This window comes from Thermocladium modestius, assembly GCF_055398215.1.
In genome coordinates this window covers 1,812,617-1,830,369 of the sequence record NZ_AP043731.1, presented here as the reverse complement: position 1 = coordinate 1,830,369, position 17,753 = coordinate 1,812,617, and the positions used below count along the sequence as shown (strand labels likewise).

Genomic DNA, 17,753 nt, shown 5'->3' with positions numbered 1-17,753 from the left:
AAAGCCTTATATTGCCAATGCATACTTCATAATTTATGCAATTGTCAACTTACAGAGCCGCAATAATGGGATTGGCGTTTTTCTCAATCCTGGCCCTCCTACCTCTCGCGGGCACTATGATTGCCCAAAGCAATGCCGGCCAGGTCGTATCCAGCATAAAGACGGGAACAAATCCGTTTGTGATGATCTACGACCCATCCAACGGCTACATATACGTGGCCAACTTCGGCTCAATTACGATTTCCGTCATCACCCCATCCATCAATGCGGTCACGGCCAACATAACGGTGGGGAAATGGCCTGGCATAATCCTCTATGACCCGTCCAATGGTTATTTATATGTTACCAACGCCTCCTTCGGCTTTGGCTCCCACGCGGTCTCCGTCGTAGATCCATCCACCAATGCCGTGGTGGCCCACGTGAGGGTTGGGTTGTACCCGCTCGCCATTGCCTACGACCCCTCGAACGGGTACATATACGTCGCGGATTACGGCTCCGCCGCCGTCTCCGTCATAGATCCCTCGAACAACTCCGTCATATCGAGCATCCCAGTGGGGAAGTGGCCCATCGTCATTGCCTACGATCCCTCAAACGGCTATATGTATGTCGCGGATTACGGCTCCGCCGCGGTATCCATCATAAACTCATCAACAAACACGGTGATAACCAACGTGACCGTGGGTACTTACCCGGGCAACATATTCTATGACCCATCAAATGGTTTAATATACGTCGCCAACGCAGGCTCCGGTTCGATCTCAGTGATAAATTCCTCCACGGACGCCGTGATAGCCAACATAGCGGACAGCATGAAGCCGGTCCACATCTTCTATGATCCATCGAACGGCCACTTATACGTCATCAACCGCAACTCCAGCATGATATCCGTCATAGATCCAAGCACCGATTCAATAATAGCTGAGATAGCCGTGGGAAGGGAGCCCGTGGACGTGATCTATGACCCATCCAATGGATACTTATACGTGACCGATCACGGCTCCAACGCCGTCTCAGTGATAGATCCCTCAATTAACGCCGTGATAGCCAACATAACTGTTGGAGCGAATCCAGGCGATCTAGTTTACGATCCCTCGAATGGGTACATATACGTCGCGGATTACGGCTCAAACATGGTCTCAGTGATAGCCACGCAGAGCAACGCGGTGAAGCCACCCACCACCTCCACGTCCCCCCTCCCCACCGCGCCCACCCCAACAACGTCGCCTATCAACAAGGCCCAGTCACCCACCACCTCGCAACCGGCTTCAACCGGGGCAACCGGCATCGAGTTCACTCCGTTAGGCATAGCCTTAATAGCGGCCATTGCGGTGATCATCCTGGCACTAATAGCGGTTATAATGCTGTGGAGGCGACCCCACCCCGCCGCCTCAACGCTCAGCGGTTAGCGGCGCGTTAACGCGACTAGGCCCGCGACGGCCAGCGCGGCCCCGCCCGCCATCCCCATCAGCATGCCGAGCCCAAGGGGAGACGCCAGGCCCACCAGCATGGGCGCCCACCCCCCTATTAGGAGGCCCCAATTATACGAGACGCCCAACGCGCTGGCCCTATAATGCTGCCCGAACTCGTTGATCAGGACGTGCGGAACGAGACCCATGGGGAAGTTCTCCACGAACGCCAACGCCACGAGCGAGACTGGGCTGGGGTTGATGAGTAGCGAATAGGGGGCGAGAACCACAGCCGCGACCAGGCTGCCCACAATCAATGGCTTACTGCCCACGCCCGCAGCCAAGGAGCCCGCCAGCAGCACGGCCGCTGTCGCGGCCACAGTAGCGGCGAGGGTGAGTCCAGGAATCTCCGAGGCCCGTCCTAGGAACGCTAGGAGGTCCGGGTATACTAGGTAAGTCGAGTAGTACACGGTCAAGAGACCACCCGTGAAGAGGATCCCCCAAACCAGCGCCCCGCCTGACTTGAACAGCGCGGTTAATGGATTGACCCGGGGCGGGGACCACTTGGGCGACTCCGCCAGCCTGCTCCTGACAATCAACGTTATCAACGCCGCGACGGCGCCCGTCGCCAGGTAGATCCTCCACCCCACCGCGTAGAAGCTGGGCCCCATCATTGAGGCGAAGCCCGCATTCACGAGGGTGGCCATTATGACGCCTATGGGGTAGCCGCTCTGCGTGAAGGCCGATGCGAACTCGCTCCTCCACTTGCTCCATTCCATTATCATGGCCGTGCCGGGCCCGAACTCGCCTCCCAGGAACGCTCCCTGCAGGAACCTCAATGATAGGAACGACGCGGGCGCGGCTGCTCCCATGGAGGCATACGTGGGCATTAATGCCAAGCCCAGCGCGGAGAAGCTGTACCCAGTAACAGTGGCCAGGAGGCCGACCCGCCTCCCAAACCTATCCCCCACATACCCCATCACGGCGGCGCCCAGGGGCCTACCCACCAGCGTGGCAACGAGCGTGGATAAGCCGCCCAACAGCGAGTAGGGGCCGGGGAAGAACAATCGACCCAGCAGCGGCATTATGGGGACCACGAGCAGCGCGTCGTAGCCGTCCAGAACCCACCCCAGGTAAGCCCCGGCAATGGATCTAGCCCTCACCCCCTCCACCGAGTGATTCACGGCTTGCCGATTCCCCTATACTTTATTAAGCAATGCCCCTTAATGCCACCCATTGACCAGCCATGGGCTGTGCGCGTCGAGAGGCGGGGCCATGCCAAATCGCGGCTCATGAATGCTCGATGAGGAACGACGCCGCAGGGGATCCAGTTAAGGCGCGTTGATCACCTTGGGCCCTCCATCATATATCGAGGATACTATGAGGGAACCGCCGAAGCCTCGCGCCGTCCTCAACACATCGCCCAGCCTCTCCCCTCTCACTATGGCGTGTATTGCCTTCCCAATCATGTTCTGAGAAGCACCTATGGCGCCCGCCTCCACCAATGCATCCGCCATCCTGAGGAGGTCCGGGTCCCCAATCCCAGACTCCTCCGCGAACCTCCTGGCCTCTCTCAGCAGGGTCTTAACGGTGGGGTCAGCCCTAACCCTCTCCACGGCCTTCCTCCCCGCCTCGTTGACCCGGGCGAGGGCTTCCTGGGATGACAATACTGAGGACTTCTCCACCCCGCCGAAGTGGACGGAGACCACAGCCAAGCCCTCGCTAAACGGTATCTTATCTATGGAGCCGAACCACGGCGCCCCAGGCTCTATCACGACCCCAACGCCCCCCGCCAGCAACCCCTCAGCCGTGCCGAGCCCGGTGCCGCTGACCACGTCGGCCTCATGCGCTACCCTGACGGCGCCCACGAGCGAGAGGGGGCGGTTCAAGGCCAGCGAGAGGGCCAGGGCGGCTCCGAGCGCGCCGGACGCGCTCGTCCCGAAGCCAGAGCCTATCGGCACGCCAACCTCGTGCTCCACCTCAACTCCCCCCGCGTACCCAAGCAGCCTAGCCGCTATCCTCACAGCGTTCACCGTGGTCCTGGCCTCCTCCAGCCGCCCGTTTATGTAGACCCTCACGCCCGCCCCCTCAGCCAGGCGAACCCTAGTCCTCACTCCAGCGCTAACGGCGAAGCCGGCCCCCCGCGCGCCCACCCTCAACGGGTCCCTTATTGGATTGCCCTCCCCATCCTTGAGGCATGCCTCGAACATGCTCGACACGACGGCCGGAGCGAAAACCTCCGCTGACACGCCGGTTCCCAGTCATTCGTTTTTTAAGGCATTGCGTCAAAGGCCCAGGACGCCGGCCGCCCAGCGAAGCCGCCGCAAGGCTTTAAATAAATGGTTCCCCCTCCCCTCCGTGTACGGACTGGATGGGAGGCAGTGGATGCAGGTGCTCGCGGCCTGGTCCGGGTGGTTGCTTGACGGCTACACTACAATAGCATACGCGTTGGTTGGCGTTACCATAAGCTCGGCGTTCCTCCCCGCCGGACTGGGGCGGTTGGGGCTGGTGGTGACGTTCGCCGGCTTCGCGGTGGAGGCCCTGGCCAGGCCCATTGGCTCCCTAATCTTCGGGAATTACCTGGGGGACAGGATCGGTCGCAGGAACATGCTGGCGACCACGGTTCTCGGCTTCTCCATCTTCGGCGGCGCCAAGGGGCTTCTCCCCACGTACAGTGAGGTCGGCCTGCTGGCCCCCGCGCTTCTCTACGCCTTCCTATTCATCGAGGGAATGTTCGCCGGGGCGGAGTACGGCGGGGGAACGACGCTGGCCATGGAGAGCGTGCCCCCGGAGAGGAGGGCCTTCATTGGCTCCTTCATACAAAGCGGCTTCGGCGTGGGCTACTTCCTGATTGCCGCCGTTTTCGCCGTCCTCGGCGCGGCATTCGGCCCCGAGTTCCAGGCGTGTGGGTGGAGGGTTCTCTTCCTGACCCTCTTCATACCGGGCGCGCTTGCCTTCCTCATCAGGCGGGCGGCCTACGAGAGTCCAGCGTTCGAGGGCCTGCTCAGGCGGCGGGCCGTGGAGAAGACCCCCCTCCTCTCCATGCTCCGCGAGTCGGCGGGGACCGTGGCGGTGGGCCTCCTCATAACCACTGGCCTCCTGTTCGTTAACACTGCCACGCTCAGCTTCTATCCAGCATTCATGGAGCTCAAGAAGTACCCCAACGACTTGGTGGGGACCTACGTGGCCGTGATAAACCTCGCCTCCCTGGCGGGCGTGTGGATCGGCGGCGCGCTGTCAAACGCCGTGGGCGGGAGGCGGAGGAGCATGCTCCTCTACGGTGCCGTGTTCACCGTGGCCGCGGGTCCATTGCTTTACCTGGCCAGCGTGGGGAGTGCCGTTCAGTTATTGATAGCCTTCAGCATTCAAGCCTTCCTGGAGGCGGCAATATTCTCAGTGCTGCCCTCCTTCCTGGCGGAGAGCTTCAGCGAGCGGTACAGGGCCACGGCGGTTGGCTTCACCTATAACGGGGGAGCTATAGTGGGGAGCACAGCAGTGTCCGTTATACTGTCGCTGAGCGGCTCCATGGGCCTCCTCCCAGCTTGGGCGGTATCCATATACGCTTCATTAATCGCTATGCTGATGGGCGTGTCGCTATCCAGGGAGACTTGGAGACCCGGTAAGGATTAACCGCTAAAATATCTAAAGATATTAATTAATGAATTGAAGTGTTTCATCTCCTGGGGTCGCCGTTTATTGAGTACTGCTCGCTTCCTGCTTGGCCAGCTCTATCACAACCTTCTTTCCATCTATGTCCCACTCCTGCGACAAGCCGGTCCCGCTCGGCTGGTCCACCGACACCTCGGCCCGCGTCTCGCCCTCTATGTACTCCCTCATCTTGGTTATGGCGGTCAGCAGCTCCTCGTCCTTAGTGCTTATCCTAACCCTGGCCCTCTCCTCCATCTGTAGGTTCAACTTGCTCCGCATCACCTGTATCCTGCGTATCAACTCCCGCGCGAGCGCCTCGTGCAGCAGCGACTCATCCATGCGCGTGCTTAGGCATATCCTCAACCCGCCAACCTCGGCGGACTCGTGGTCCTCCCCGCACTCCCCCTCCTCCGTGAACCTCACGATCTTCACGTTGGCCAGGAACGCCAGCACCTCCTCGTGCTGCCTCAAGGCACCGGAGCCGCTGCCGGAGATAACTAACTCCCTGAGCGGCCACCTCAGCTTCACCCCCGCCTTGTTCCTAATGTTGGCCGCCTGGGATGCTATCTCGAATATCAAGTCGAACGTCGCCTCCAAGTCGTCGTTTATGGCCGGCTCATCCGGCTCGGGCAGCATCATTAAGTGAACGCTCTCGGGCCCTCCCTCCATGCTCCTCAGGAAGGCTTGGTAGAGGTACTCGGCAGTGAAGGGGACGAACATCGCGCCGACCACTATGGCCGCCCTGAGGGCGTGGTAGAGAGCCGTATAGGCGGCCAGCTTGTCCTCGTTCTCCCCCTCCATCCACGCCCTCCTCCTCATGAGCCTTATGTATCTGTGGCTGATGTCCTCCACGACGAAATCCATCCACTTCCTCGCGGCGTGGTGCAGCTCCATCCTTTCCATGCTCTCCCTCACCGACTTAATCATCTTGTTGGCGGCGGAGATCAGCCAAAGATCCTCGGGCCTCGCGGAGCTGGGGTTCCTCACCGCCTTGGCCGGGGTGAAGCCGTCCAGCTCCATGTAGGTCTTGGCGAATTTAACGGAGTTCCACAGAACCCCCAACGCGTTTAGGGTTAGCTTGACCTCGTCTGGGTTGAACGCCAACGCGTCCCCGGGGGCGGCCTTGGTCAGCAGGTAAAGCCTCAGCGCGTCGGCGCCGTACTTCTCCAGCATGTCGTTCACCCAAACCACGTTTCCCTTGCTCTTGCTCATCTTGTGGCCGTACTTATCCAGTATATGTCCTTGGATCAGCATTGACTTGTAGGGCGCCTTGCCCATCCACAGGACTGACGTGGCGAGGAGGGAGTAGAACCACCCCCTGGTTTGATCTACGGCCTCCGTCACCCAATCGAATGGGTAGAGCCCTCCCCACTCGGGGTTCCGCAAGCCGTCGGGCCCCGCTATCCAGGCGACCCCGCTGTCCAGCCAGACGTCCATGACGAAGGGCTCCCTCACCCACTCCCCGCACTCCGTCTCCATCCTAACCATGTCGATCCAGGGCCTGTGAACCAGCTTCTCGGGAGGCACGTCGGGCAGTTGCTTGGCGACTCTCCTCAGCTCCTCCAGGGACCCAATAGCCATTAACTTGCTCGGATCGCCCTTGCACCGCCATATGGGGAGGGGAGTGCCCCACACCCTTGACCTGGATATCGTCCAGTCCCTTATATTGGCTATCCAGTCATCAAACCTATTCCTCAGGGACTCCGGGTATACAGTCACCTTGCTCAGCTCCCTCGACATTGCATCCCTGAGCGAGGATATGCCGAGGAACCACTGCTTGTCCGCCCTGTAGATGAGGGGGGTGCCGCATCTCCAGCAGTGGGGGTATTGGTGGGACACCTCGTCCCTACGCAGAAGCAAGCCCCTCGTCTTAAGGTCCTTTATCACGAGGGAATTGACGTCCAGGAAGTACTTTCCCTTGAACGGGCCTGAGCTGAACACGCCGTTTATCTCTACGGTGTTGGTGACCGGTATTCCATGCCTCTTCGCGGCCTCGAAGTCCTCAGGGCCGTGGGCCGGGGCCACGTGGACGAGGCCGGACCCGTCCTCCAGGGTCACGAAATCCGCCGTTATCACCCTGCGCGGCTTCCCGTCGTACACGTGCTCGTATTGAAGCCCCTCCAGCTCCCTCCCGCTGACGCTCCTCAATACCCTGTAGCTCCCCACGCCGAACTTGTGCATGAGTTGATCCACGAGATTCTCGGCCACCACCAGCACCTCCTTCCCAGCGTCCACGTAGGCGTACTTGAATGAGGGGTTCACGGCCACGGCCTCGTTGTCTATCAAGGTCCAGGGCGTCGTGGTCCATATCACCAAGTACGTGTTCTCCTCGCCAATGACCTTGAACTTCACGAATATGGCTGGGTCCCTCCTCTCCTTATATCCCTGATCCACCTCGGCATCGCTCAGCGCGGTTTCGCATCTGGGGCAGAACGGCAGTACCCTGTAATCCTCGAAGAGGAGCCCCCGCTCCCACGCCTTCTTCACGAGGGACCACACGTGCTCTATGTACTGCGGCCTACGCGTCTCGTAGGCGTTCTCGGTGTCCAGCCACACGCCAAGCCTGTCCGTGCCAACCTCCACCCACCGGCTCAGGTAGTAATCCACCAACTCATTGCACTTATCGGAGAACTTATCCAGCCCGACCTGCTCTATCTCCTTCTTACTGGATATTCCGAGCGCCTTCTCCGCCTCCAGCTCAACGGGCAGTCCCTGCTCGTCCCACCCCCCCTGGGCCCACAGGGAGTACCCAGTCATGTGCTTGAAGCGGAGCACGACGTCCTTATACGTCCGCCCCCTCGCGTGCCCAACGTGGGGAAAGCCATTCACCGTGGGCGGTCCCTCGAGGAAGGTGAACCTCCCCCTGGGGCCGGCGGCGTCGAGCCACTTTCGCTTCACCTTATTTGCCCTCCAATACTCAAGTACCTTGCCCTCTATGGATTTTGAGTTGAACGACCCGTCCAGTCCAAAATCAATAACGGACACCGCCGCTGAGTCCGTAAAATGGACTTAAAAATATTGCCCGCCCCCGCTCCCCTTTCCGCTCCCTGCCTCAACTGAGGCCTACGCCTCTAATTGCTTGTACAGGTACGCCTTCTGGGGGTTAGTTAATTGAAGCAATGCGTTTATCAAGTCGCTGCTCACCTCGTTTGCGTTCTTTATTAGGAGCGTCCTCACGTAGTCGAGGAGCCGCGAGTCTATCCTCACCACAGTATCGACTGTGTCCAGTATGTATGGGTAGCCAGTGTCTGTGGTCTGCCCAGCCAGGAACCCCACCACCCTATCCACGCCGAGTCCCCCGAAGTCGAGCACCTCCACCTTTGTGGCTATTGATGAGTTGAACGCCTTATAGAACGCGACCACCACGTCCCTGAGCGATCTCAGCTCCGAGTTGAACACCGCCTCCAGGTTGCTCCTCCCCTCCTCTGCCCTCCTCCTCTTAACGTGCTCCTCCTCGTCCCAGCACTTCACGTAGTTCACGTCGACCCACTTGGGCAGTAGCTCCCCGAATGTGCCGAGCTCCAGGTACTCCCCCCTACCCAGCACCATGCTCATGAGCAGCTTATCGTTGACGGGGAGGCATTTATCCATCACGGCGGACACGTACCTGGACCTAACCCTCTTCACCACCCCCACCAGCGTGGTGCCCGTGGCCTCCGCCTCCTTGAGGAGCCGCTTCATTGTCTTCTCCACCAAGCTCCGCTCGCTCCTCCTGCTGGGCAGGTTGTAGGGGAGGGGGTGCAGCGCTATGTCACCGTCCAGCACTATTAAATCGACCCTCCTCTTCCCCCTCCTCTTCTCCCCCAGCAGCTTTATGGCTAGCTCGCGCTCCTTGATGGACGAGTAGATGGATACGTTCCTGTCGACCTCGTTGGTGTCCTCGAAGAAGACCGTGCCCGTCACGAACTTATCCGACTCGCCTCCCCCGTTCCCCACGTAGCCGTAAGCCACCACGGTGAGCACCCCGCCCACCAACTCGAGCGCTGGATCCGCGTAGCTGGAGTCTATGGCGTACGCCCTCAACTCGCCTGCCTCCCCTATCCTCCTGGCCCTGCCTCCCAGGGCTGCCTTGACCTCCTCCACTATCTTCGATGATTCAGCCTTATTCAATTTCTTCACGATCTCCTTAACGTCGGCCACTATGGATAGGAGGAGCGGCGGGTCTATCCAGAAATCAATTGAGTAATCCTCCTCCACCTTCACTCCACCTCCCTGACCTTGAGCAGGAGGGGCTTCCTAAGGGGATTCATCAGGCCGGCGACGAAGAACTCCCTCGTCCCCAGCTGTGACAGGGTGCCCTCGCTTATGTCCGCTATGTCCAGGTACGCGCCTATCTCCTTCAGATCCGCCTGGGCGGAGAGTCGCGAGAAGAAGACCGTGCCCAGGTTAGCCCTGACGCTGGACTTTATGTCCCTCGCTATTCTCTGGCTTGCCAGCAGTAGTGAGAGGCCCCACTTCCTTCCCTCCCTCACCGTGGTCTCTATGGGGTCCTTGCAGATCGTCCACTCATCCTCCGGAACGTAGTTCTGCGCCTCGTCTATAACGAAGACCAGGTTGGCAGGTATCTCAATGGTTCCCCTCTTAACCATATCCCAAGCCGCCTCTATGATGTCCGCTATTATGGCTTGCTTCACTGTGAGGTCCGTGTCGGCGCTCAGGTCTATCACGGCCAACCCATCGCTTGCGGCCCTCCTAACCACGTCGCCCGGCTCCAGGCTCCTCCTGTTCAGCTCGTCGAAGAACGAGTCGTCGACGAAGTACTCTATGAATAGCTTCGCCTTCTCCACGGAGGAGTCCCTCGCGCCTACCTCCCGCATCTTCTCCACCAGGTGCTTTATGAAGCCTTGCTTGCTCCACTTGACCTCCCGAGGCACGGGCTCCTCCAGCAGCGTCCCCCTCCTCTTGGGCTCCTCCGGCATGGTGTACGTTATCGTGGCGACCTCCATGTACTCCCCATAACTCTGCCACCCCAGCCTGGCCTTGCTCGCTATGACGGAGGCTATGGTCGGAGGGCTTATCCTTATCTGCTTGGAGGATATGGCGTGCTCCTTCATGTGGGGAACGTAATCCACCCCGCTGTGGTCGAACACCACGGCCCTATACCCAACCCTCCTCAGCTCCCCTATCAATCCCCTTATCAACCTCGACTTGCCCACCCCAGTGGCGCCGAACACGCCCATGTGGTAATTCACGAATGAGTGATCCAGCCTGATCGACCAATTACTGTACTTATGATCCCCCACGTGAATGCCGCCCCCGCTCCCGGCGTACTCATTGAGGACAGTGCCGTCCCTCACCAGGAACACCTTGGATCCAGGAGTGGCCACGTGGCTGACCTCCGTGGATAGGCCTCCGGGCCCTATCATTCCGTACAGCCTAACAATTCCGTTGGTGAAGGGCATCAGTATTGATTGATCCATTATCTCCGGCCTATCCACGAATGGATTCCTAACCCTATCCCTCACGAGGGGCTCCAGCTTCGTTATCCTCCTCACCACCCCGAAGAACAACCGCCCCTTCAGGGACGGGTCCCTAACCAACGCCAACTGCTCCTCCACCGCGTTATCCTCCATCCTCCTATAGAACTGTATGGGTATGGCCAGGGAGGAGGCCCCGCTGACGGTTATCCCAACCTCCACGCAGCACTTGTCCAGCATTGACTCAACATCCATGCCGGAATGGCGCTGTCCATCTATATAAACATGACATATATTTTAATTGAGGCAGTACTAATCGAAAGTATTATCTCCAATCGGCGCGAAACACCCACGACAATTAACTGGATTGAGGAGGGCAAGGACGGGGCCGGACGCCGCTGTCGTGAGGGGGGTCTCAACGAAGACCAGCGATGATTCTCCGCAATCACGCGATCGCCTCAATCGCTCCGCTTACTCCCATCCACGGCGCTCACCTGCAAAGCTTTTATAGGGGGAATAGAGATCGAGTCGATGCTTCCCATACCGCTCGTCAAGAGGCTGGAGCCCCTCGACAACATAGAGAACGTGTTGATGGATGAGCTGGCTAGGTACAGGAAATTCGACGTCCACATAGACGTGGAGTACATGGATGAGCTGAAGAAGCCCCTCAACGTGATGGTGGGCCAATTCATGGACGGCGGAGACATGAAGCTCGTGGAGGCCATGTACCTGAACGACTCCAACGAGGCCTACGATCACCCCCCGATCACGGTTCAATACGAGCAGGGATCCACCAAATTCATATCGCCCCTCTACATAATAGACATGTACGGCGGGGTACTGATAACGAAGCAGTACACCATTAATTTAACCAACAGGTCAGCATCCCTTGACGGCGTAAAGATACTCATGGTTGGAAAGAAATTCGAGAAGCTGAGGGACAAGGTGAGGACCGCGAAGGACCAGCCGGAGCGCAAGCCGCAGCAGACGTACACGATCTAAATTAACTCCCCCTAATGCTCCTAACAGCCAAGTAAATCAATGTTATGAAGCTAAGGACGGCCCCGCTGGCCGGGTACGCGGCGGCCGCGGCGGCGATCATCAAGGCAGCGACGGACGCGCCCACCCCCCGCCCCTCCGTCCAGCCCGTGTATGCCCAGGCCGCTGCCCCCGCTGCCGCGGCCCCTATCTCGGGGCGGGGCATCAATGCTACTGAGAAGGCCGTGAGGAGGAGCACCGCTGCCCATGCTCTCCTTCTTAGGAGGAGAGGCGATATCAACGCGGTTAAGTAGAACGGGAACTGTCCCGCGAACAGCGCCGCGGCCCCTATGGAGAGGCCGGAGCCGACCGCGCCTAACGTGGAGAACCCCCACTCGCCGGCCCGGGGAGGCTCTGCCCCCCTCATGAGCAGCGCGGCGGCGATGGCCGCCGAGTACGACGCTATTGACGCCGCCAGAGGGAACCAGTACCCCTTGATGATTGAGAGGAGGAGCGACGAGGAGGCCCCAGCAATGGCCCAGGGCTCCCGCGGCCTAATGGATAGGTACGCCCCATCCCCGATCCCCATGGCGAGGCCGGCGAAGGTCGTTGGAGCCAGGATGAACCACTTCGATGCCCCCATGTATTCCAGAATGAATATCGCAGCGTATATCCAGGCCCAGACTATGTTGATGAGGGGACCCACCAAGTGCGGCGACTTGACCTTCACCCGACCCATCAAGGGAATCCCCACGCAGTAAGTCAGCACTGTTAAGAGGAAAAGCGGCGTCGGCAGGCCGGCCTCCTTTATGGCTAGGGGAAGGAGCAGGAACGAGGCTAGGTTGATGGCGCGGGAAATCGCTGCCCCAACTCCCAGCCTAGGCCGCAACGCGTTCACCCTATGGCTTTAACAAGATCTTGCCCACCTTATCCCCCCTCCTCAATTGATCCAGCGCTGCCTCGAACTCCTCCAGGGAGTACTTGGTCACAATAGGCTCGATGGTCTTGACCCTCATCAACTCAAACGTTCTCCATATATCCCCCCTATTGGCGGCCACGTTTCCTATCACGGCTATATCCTTCATTATGGCGTAGCCCAAGCGAAGCTCGTACGCCTCATCTGGCTTTACGTTACCTATTAGCACCAACCGCCCGCCCATCCTCAAGCTCCTCAGGGACTCGCCCAGCGTTGGGGTGCCCACGTTCTCCACCACCACGTCGACCTCGCCCGCCCTCTTCTTCACCTCATCCCCGAACTTGGAGCCTATCACGACCTCATCGGCGTACTTAGCCACCGCCCCGGCCTTATCCTCGCGGCTCGTCACGCCGATGACCCTCGCCCCCATGGCCTTGGCCAATTGAACTGCATGTATGCCAACCCCTCCCCCAGCCCCGGTCACCAGCACCGTCTCTCCCTGGGAGAGGGATGCCCGCCGCAGCCCCTTGTATATCATAGCTATGACGCAGGGAACCAGGACCGCCAACTCGTCGTTGACCCACGTAGGCACCTTTACCAGCGCGTTGGCCGCCACGGCGGCCCTCTCCGCGAAGAACCCATCCACGTCCTCCCCATAGCTCCTCCTGGACCTGCAGTAAACCTCCTCGCCCCTCAAGCACATGTCGCACGTCCCATCCGGCTCGTAAAGCATGGGAACCACCCTATCGCCCGGCCTGTACCTGGGATCCATTGACTCCTCCACCACGCCCACCGCCTCGTGGCCCAGCACCACTGGGTACCGCATCCTGGGGTAATACCCCATCAACTCCAGCAAGTCCCTATAGCACAGGGACGCGTAGCTTATCGACAGCACTGCCCTGCCCGGCGCGGCAGTTGGGTTGGCGGCGTCGGCCACCACGGAGTAATCCATCCTCCCCTTAACCACGACAGCCTTCATGGATCGAGGATCCTCGGGAACTTTAAAGCATTGCCATGCCGACGCGGAGAACCGTGGAGAAACGCATTGATTTTAAGCAAGTAACCGGTTCCACTTATCCTATCCAACGTATATCAATTGATCCGTGTAGTTACTGTACCCCACTGCGGCTCCGCTGGGGTACGAGTACTCCCCCGGCCAGCCCGTCGTCGTCACCGTGGATCCGTTGGAGGCCATGTATTGAACCTCGGTGACAGGCGTGACGTTGTAGTACGCCCTCTCGGCCACTATGTATCCATGCATCGCCGCGTTGGAGAGAGGCGATAGAATCGATGGTGTGGCTGGGGTGTCCAGGTCGCTTGACGGGAAGTGGGTCACCACGTATATAGTCACGGCGGCCGCCCTATCCGCCGCCAGCACTCCGTGGTAGGTCGTCGGGTACCAAGGCGAGTCCGATATACCCCTTATTATGACCCACGGCACCCCCAGCTGGGAGTTTGCGTACGCGAACCCGGATCCCTCGTTCTCCCCAGCATCGGTCTCGTACAAGGCGTTCTGGGCCTCCATCCACGAGAGGGGCTCGGTCCATTGATTGGCGGAGCCTATCACGCCAACTATTAGCCGGGCCGGTATTGAGCCGGAAACATTCATGCCGGTCACGTCGGCCAGGGACGTGTTCCCAAGCACGCCGCTGGCCCCCTCCGCAGCCTCGACCAAGCCCAGCGAGGCCGGTAGGACCGCCACGTAGATGTAGTTGGGGCTGGGAGTGCCCGGCCCGTACCCATACGCGGAGGCGTTCTGGGGGCTTGGCCCGACCTCCCCGTGGGTGGTTATGAATTGCTCGCCGATGAGCGACTCATTGGTGATCACCATCTCGACGCCCGTGTAATCGCTCTGGAATCCCCTGTCGTGGTAGTGAATTGATGATTTATCCACGGCGAACGCCCCCACCACCACATCGCCGACGCGCACGTTGGGGTTCCTGGAGCCAGCGGTTCCGCTGAGTATGGCCGCCACCACGTGGAAGTGCGTATCCATTATATACGTAGCCAGCTCCGCCGCGTACTCCTTCTCACCGCTCCTCACCAGCACCACGGATCTATTGCCTATGGTGCCCAGGTAGAACGTGTATCCCCCTATCTCCGCCACCGCGTTCACCTTCATCGCTGCCAGTATGGGCGCCTCCTCCATCGCCATGGGAGTCACTATGCCTATGCGGGGCGCCTCGAGCAATGCAATCGCCTCCGCCGGCGTCACTGGGCTGCCGTTGACGGCGGTAATCCTCACTCCGCCCAATAGGAGCGAGTCCACGTGCTGCGCGTAGCCGTGCGCCGCTTCGTATTCATAGACGGCCACCGCCGCGGCCGCGGCGGCCATGATGGTTAGTAGGGCTATTGCTATCCACGTCCACCTCGAGCGGGGCTTGTTCTGTATCATATAAATATCTATCTTAATTTGGTTCTTATAAAAATTCCGGTTACAAATAAAATTTTACGATATTCATTTAAATGTATAATTACAGGAAAGCCCAAGACCCGCTACTCCTCGGTCTCAGGAATGAATCGCCTCAATATGGCATAGTAGAATGCCGCGCTGAACACGCCCACGAAGAAAATGGATGAGGCCAGCATGATGTAAATCGCGCCCAACGGGATCGGCATCAAGCTATCGAGCAGGTTGGACGCCGCCACTCCCCCGCTTCCCTCGACGAATATGTAGGGGTACCTGGCCATGTCGTTGGCGTACTCCATCAATAACATGACCGCCTCGGACAGGACGCCCGACGCAATGACGGCCCACCGCCTCACCTCGCCCCTAAGCGATGCATAGAAGGCGTACACGGCGACCGCTCCAAGCACGGCCGCCAGCGCCACCCCAGAGTAGAATGCTGGATAAACCATTGGGCTGCCGTTGGGGTAGCCGAGCAATGGACCGCCCACGTTGCCTGCGACGTAGGGAGAGTACCTCGTCAGCACCGCATAGTAATACCCCCCGGCCGCGGCCTGGGCCGGAAGAAGCGCCAGCCCAGTTCCCAGCGATATCCTCACTCCCCTCACGTCAAGATTGCCCTTGGTTGCCAGAACGGCGGCGATCACGAACGCGCCTATGTCCGTGGCGCCTATCAATGTATGAATTATGAGGGGCGGGTACACTGGATTAGCCAACGCGGAGCTGGGGTCGGCGTACGTCATCCCTGCGAAGAAGTACCTGAAGCCCATGGGAACCAAGAGAATCGACGCCAGGAGGGGCAGGCCGAGGAGGCTATGCAGTCTCGGGTTAATCCTCCCCCACAGGTGCCAGTATATTGCTATTAATGGAATGCTCACCATTATTCCAGTGATGGAAATGGCGACGGGATAGAAATAATCATACGTGAATATGGCAGTCATGCTGGGGTACAGTCCAGCCATCAACACCGTGAGTATCGTTGCCCAAACCCCGCCGAACAAGTCCGAGACAACCAATATCCTGAATGCCCTCCTGGCCAGCAACTCCAGCCCCGCATCACCCCTCCGGTAAGCCACGTACCTCATCACCACGGTCAACGCGGCGGCTCCTATTATGACATTGACGAACACCAAATGCATTAACAACGTGAAGCCCAGCAAGACGAAGGAGAACATGACCATATTCATTGACCACCACCCACCGCTCTCCTCAGCCTATCAAGCAGCTCCGGCCTCTTTGCGGCATATATCATGGCGACGCCCCCGCCTATCGCCACGGCGGTGAACACTAGGAACACGATTGCCTCGAAGGCGGGCGATATGGTAACGGGCGTGACCACCTCGTTCGTCGTTATCATGCCGTACACAGTCCATGGCTGCCGCCCCACCTCCCTGGCCGCCCAGCCGGCGGTGGACGCCACATCGGCGGCGATCGCCATGGCCAGCACCAGCAAGGGCAACACCCTATCCCTGCCAACCACCCGCCCAATCACGCCATAGTTAATCGCATCGCTTAGTCGACTGATGGCCGGGGCCCTCCAGAGGAACGTGAACAACGCGAGAAGCGAAGCGAGCCCAGCCACTATTCCCGCGACTATCATGGAGTAGTAGAATCCGCTCACCAGTGGGGCCAGGGATTCTATGGATTTAACGGCATCCACGCAGTTGTCTGCCAGGGTGGTGTTGGCAATGGGCGCCACGTACCCCAGCATCCTCGGGTCCATCGTGGAATAGAGCTCTCCAAACGTCGTGTTCCCCAGTTCGCTGCATTGATCTATATAGTATTGAAATCCATGTATGGGGTGGTACGGGTCGCCGTACGCGAACAAGGCCTCAATGGGGTCCAGGAACTCGGTGCCGTAAACTCCACTGCCGCCCGTCAACGCAACCATGGCCGTGAACTTAGTGGGCTGGTACTTCACCACGGCGTCGCCCATCAAGTGGCCGCCCAGCGTGGGCTGCACCAGGAGAACCACGACCAATATCCAGAGAATGGGCTTCAACAGCTTCATGTACTTTGGATCACGGCTTCTCGCGTGCTTGAATGCCAGGATAGCCGCCACCGTGCCGAGGCCCACCGCGTACGCCGCCAGCAGCGTGTGCAGGGTGGTGACCAATGCGTCGGGATTCATGAGGGGTAGCCAAGCATCGTCGAATAGCCTGCCCACCATTGAGGTGAATCCCACGTTCGTCACGGCCAGCGATCCGGATGGACTGGACGCCGCGTAGTGCATCAAAACCGCCATCAAGTTCAGCGCGCCCGTCTCATTCAACGCTTGTGGGCCATAACTTGGCAGGAAGGGGTATAGGGCCTGCGGCACGGTCCCGGCTCCCCAGGGCACGTTCATCCAGGCGTTCACCGTGAGGATGAAGTAGCCGGACAGCGACCCCAGGGCCCAGTTAGCCATTAAAACAGCCGCGCTCCTGTACGCGCTCCATTTGCCCAGCGTGGCTAGGTATAGCGTGAGCAGCGCGGCCTCCCCTATGAACGCTATGGTCGCCTCGAACGCCAGGGGGAGGAAGCCGGGGGCAGCGAAGAGAACCATGCTTGTGGGCCATATGTCCAGGAGTCCGAACTCCACTAGGGTTCCCGTCACGACCCCAAGGGAGAAGTTTATGGCTAGGACAACGCTCAACGTCTTTGCGTACCTCAAGTAATCCCCATCCCCGGTTCGCCTCCATTGGATTAGCCAGGCAGTTATGGCCAGCGGGATCCCCAGGGTCAGGGATAGGAAAACCGCGTGCAGGTATATTCCGTACGTGCTCATCGCTAGGGCGGCGTCTACGTTCTGGGTGTGGACGTATATGGAAGCTAGGGAGGAGTTCGTGGACAATTCCCCCATATTTATCCCAAATCTAGCATTAAACCGTACTTATATATTCATACTTCAACGGGATAACAAAAAATCAAAGGAAGAAGATTAATTAAGGAGATCGATTAAACCCAAAGGATTGCTACTCATCATAAAAATATACTATAAT

At 59.2% G+C, this 17,753-nt stretch carries 13 protein-coding genes; 3 read left to right on the top strand and 10 right to left on the bottom strand.

All coding sequences use genetic code 11. The features are described from left to right. The first annotated feature begins 35 nt into the window (after positions 1-35). Positions 36-1,406: a YncE family protein gene (locus ACZ5ZS_RS09450; protein ID WP_188595798.1), complete on the top strand. Its 1,371-nt coding sequence runs from the start codon at positions 36-38 to the stop codon at positions 1,404-1,406. Here ACZ5ZS_RS09450 and ACZ5ZS_RS09445 read toward each other — a convergent pair. Both ACZ5ZS_RS09445 and ACZ5ZS_RS09440 read right to left on the bottom strand, forming a co-directional pair. Further along, on the bottom strand, positions 1,403-2,590 hold the full coding sequence (locus tag ACZ5ZS_RS09445) for an MFS transporter (RefSeq protein WP_229657628.1): 1,188 nt from the start codon (positions 2,588-2,590) through the stop codon (positions 1,403-1,405). The two genes, ACZ5ZS_RS09450 and ACZ5ZS_RS09445, sit on opposite strands and share 4 nt — an antisense overlap. 147 nt (positions 2,591-2,737) lie before the next feature. Further along, on the bottom strand, positions 2,738-3,655 hold the full coding sequence (locus ACZ5ZS_RS09440) for a GHMP family kinase ATP-binding protein (RefSeq protein WP_188595797.1): 918 nt from the start codon (positions 3,653-3,655) through the stop codon (positions 2,738-2,740). Between the two features lie 136 nt (positions 3,656-3,791). On the opposite strand from ACZ5ZS_RS09440, the gene ACZ5ZS_RS09435 reads away from it, so the two are divergent. Next, a complete protein-coding gene (locus tag ACZ5ZS_RS09435; RefSeq protein WP_188596009.1) occupies positions 3,792-5,036 on the top strand; it encodes an MFS transporter in 1,245 nt (414 codons plus the stop codon). Positions 5,037-5,099: 63 nt separating this feature from the next. Here ACZ5ZS_RS09435 and ileS read toward each other — a convergent pair whose 3' ends face one another. The 3 genes from ileS to ACZ5ZS_RS09420 form a co-directional block, all read right to left on the bottom strand. Continuing rightward, entirely contained in the window at positions 5,100-8,039 is a 2,940-nt protein-coding gene (ileS, locus tag ACZ5ZS_RS09430; RefSeq protein ID WP_188595796.1) for an isoleucine--tRNA ligase, read from the bottom strand. Positions 8,040-8,117: 78 nt separating this feature from the next. Then, positions 8,118-9,257, bottom strand: coding sequence for a DNA double-strand break repair nuclease NurA (locus ACZ5ZS_RS09425; protein ID WP_188595795.1), 1,140 nt, complete (start codon positions 9,255-9,257; stop codon positions 8,118-8,120). Continuing rightward, a complete protein-coding gene (locus tag ACZ5ZS_RS09420) occupies positions 9,254-10,726 on the bottom strand; it encodes an ATP-binding protein (protein WP_229657626.1) in 1,473 nt (490 codons plus the stop codon). Before ACZ5ZS_RS09420 ends, ACZ5ZS_RS09425 begins: the two co-directional genes overlap by 4 nt. Positions 10,727-11,002: 276 nt before the next feature. On the opposite strand from ACZ5ZS_RS09420, the gene ACZ5ZS_RS09415 reads away from it, so the two are divergent. After that, entirely contained in the window at positions 11,003-11,473 is a 471-nt protein-coding gene (locus ACZ5ZS_RS09415; protein WP_188595794.1) for a hypothetical protein, read from the top strand. A 1-nt stretch (position 11,474) separates the two neighbouring features. Here the strand turns inward: ACZ5ZS_RS09415 and ACZ5ZS_RS09410 are convergent, their stop codons facing one another. The 5 genes from ACZ5ZS_RS09410 to ACZ5ZS_RS09390 form a co-directional block, all read right to left on the bottom strand. Then, positions 11,475-12,338, bottom strand: a complete 864-nt coding sequence (locus ACZ5ZS_RS09410) for a hypothetical protein (protein ID WP_188595793.1) — start codon at positions 12,336-12,338, stop codon at positions 11,475-11,477. Between the two features lie 10 nt (positions 12,339-12,348). Further along, positions 12,349-13,344, bottom strand: coding sequence for an acryloyl-coenzyme A reductase (locus ACZ5ZS_RS09405; protein ID WP_188595792.1), 996 nt, complete (start codon positions 13,342-13,344; stop codon positions 12,349-12,351). A 99-nt stretch (positions 13,345-13,443) separates the two neighbouring features. Further along, a complete protein-coding gene (locus ACZ5ZS_RS09400) occupies positions 13,444-14,760 on the bottom strand; it encodes a 5'-methylthioadenosine/S-adenosylhomocysteine nucleosidase family protein (RefSeq protein ID WP_229657625.1) in 1,317 nt (438 codons plus the stop codon). Positions 14,761-14,861: 101 nt separating this feature from the next. Further along, complete coding sequence (locus tag ACZ5ZS_RS09395; protein ID WP_188595791.1) at positions 14,862-15,959, bottom strand: cytochrome ubiquinol oxidase subunit I; 1,098 nt, start codon at positions 15,957-15,959, stop codon at positions 14,862-14,864. Beyond that, entirely contained in the window at positions 15,956-17,614 is a 1,659-nt protein-coding gene (locus tag ACZ5ZS_RS09390) for a cytochrome ubiquinol oxidase subunit I (RefSeq protein ID WP_188595790.1), read from the bottom strand. Before ACZ5ZS_RS09390 ends, ACZ5ZS_RS09395 begins: the two co-directional genes overlap by 4 nt. Positions 17,615-17,753 lie beyond the last annotated feature (139 nt).

Excerpts from the sequence above, each read along its gene's own strand:
- ACZ5ZS_RS09415 (WP_188595794.1), top strand. The coding sequence starts at position 11,003 with ATGCTTCCCATACCGCTCGTCAAGAGGCTGGAGCCCCTCGACAACATA.
- ACZ5ZS_RS09390 (WP_188595790.1), bottom strand. The coding sequence starts at position 17,614 with ATGGGGGAATTGTCCACGAACTCCTCCCTAGCTTCCATATACGTCCAC.
- ACZ5ZS_RS09395 (WP_188595791.1), bottom strand. The coding sequence starts at position 15,959 with ATGAATATGGTCATGTTCTCCTTCGTCTTGCTGGGCTTCACGTTGTTA.
- ACZ5ZS_RS09450 (WP_188595798.1), top strand. The coding sequence starts at position 36 with ATGCAATTGTCAACTTACAGAGCCGCAATAATGGGATTGGCGTTTTTC.
- ACZ5ZS_RS09400 (WP_229657625.1), bottom strand. The coding sequence starts at position 14,760 with ATGATACAGAACAAGCCCCGCTCGAGGTGGACGTGGATAGCAATAGCC.
- ACZ5ZS_RS09435 (WP_188596009.1), top strand. The coding sequence starts at position 3,792 with ATGCAGGTGCTCGCGGCCTGGTCCGGGTGGTTGCTTGACGGCTACACT.
- ACZ5ZS_RS09420 (WP_229657626.1), bottom strand. The coding sequence starts at position 10,726 with ATGGATGTTGAGTCAATGCTGGACAAGTGCTGCGTGGAGGTTGGGATA.
- ACZ5ZS_RS09405 (WP_188595792.1), bottom strand. The coding sequence starts at position 13,344 with ATGAAGGCTGTCGTGGTTAAGGGGAGGATGGATTACTCCGTGGTGGCC.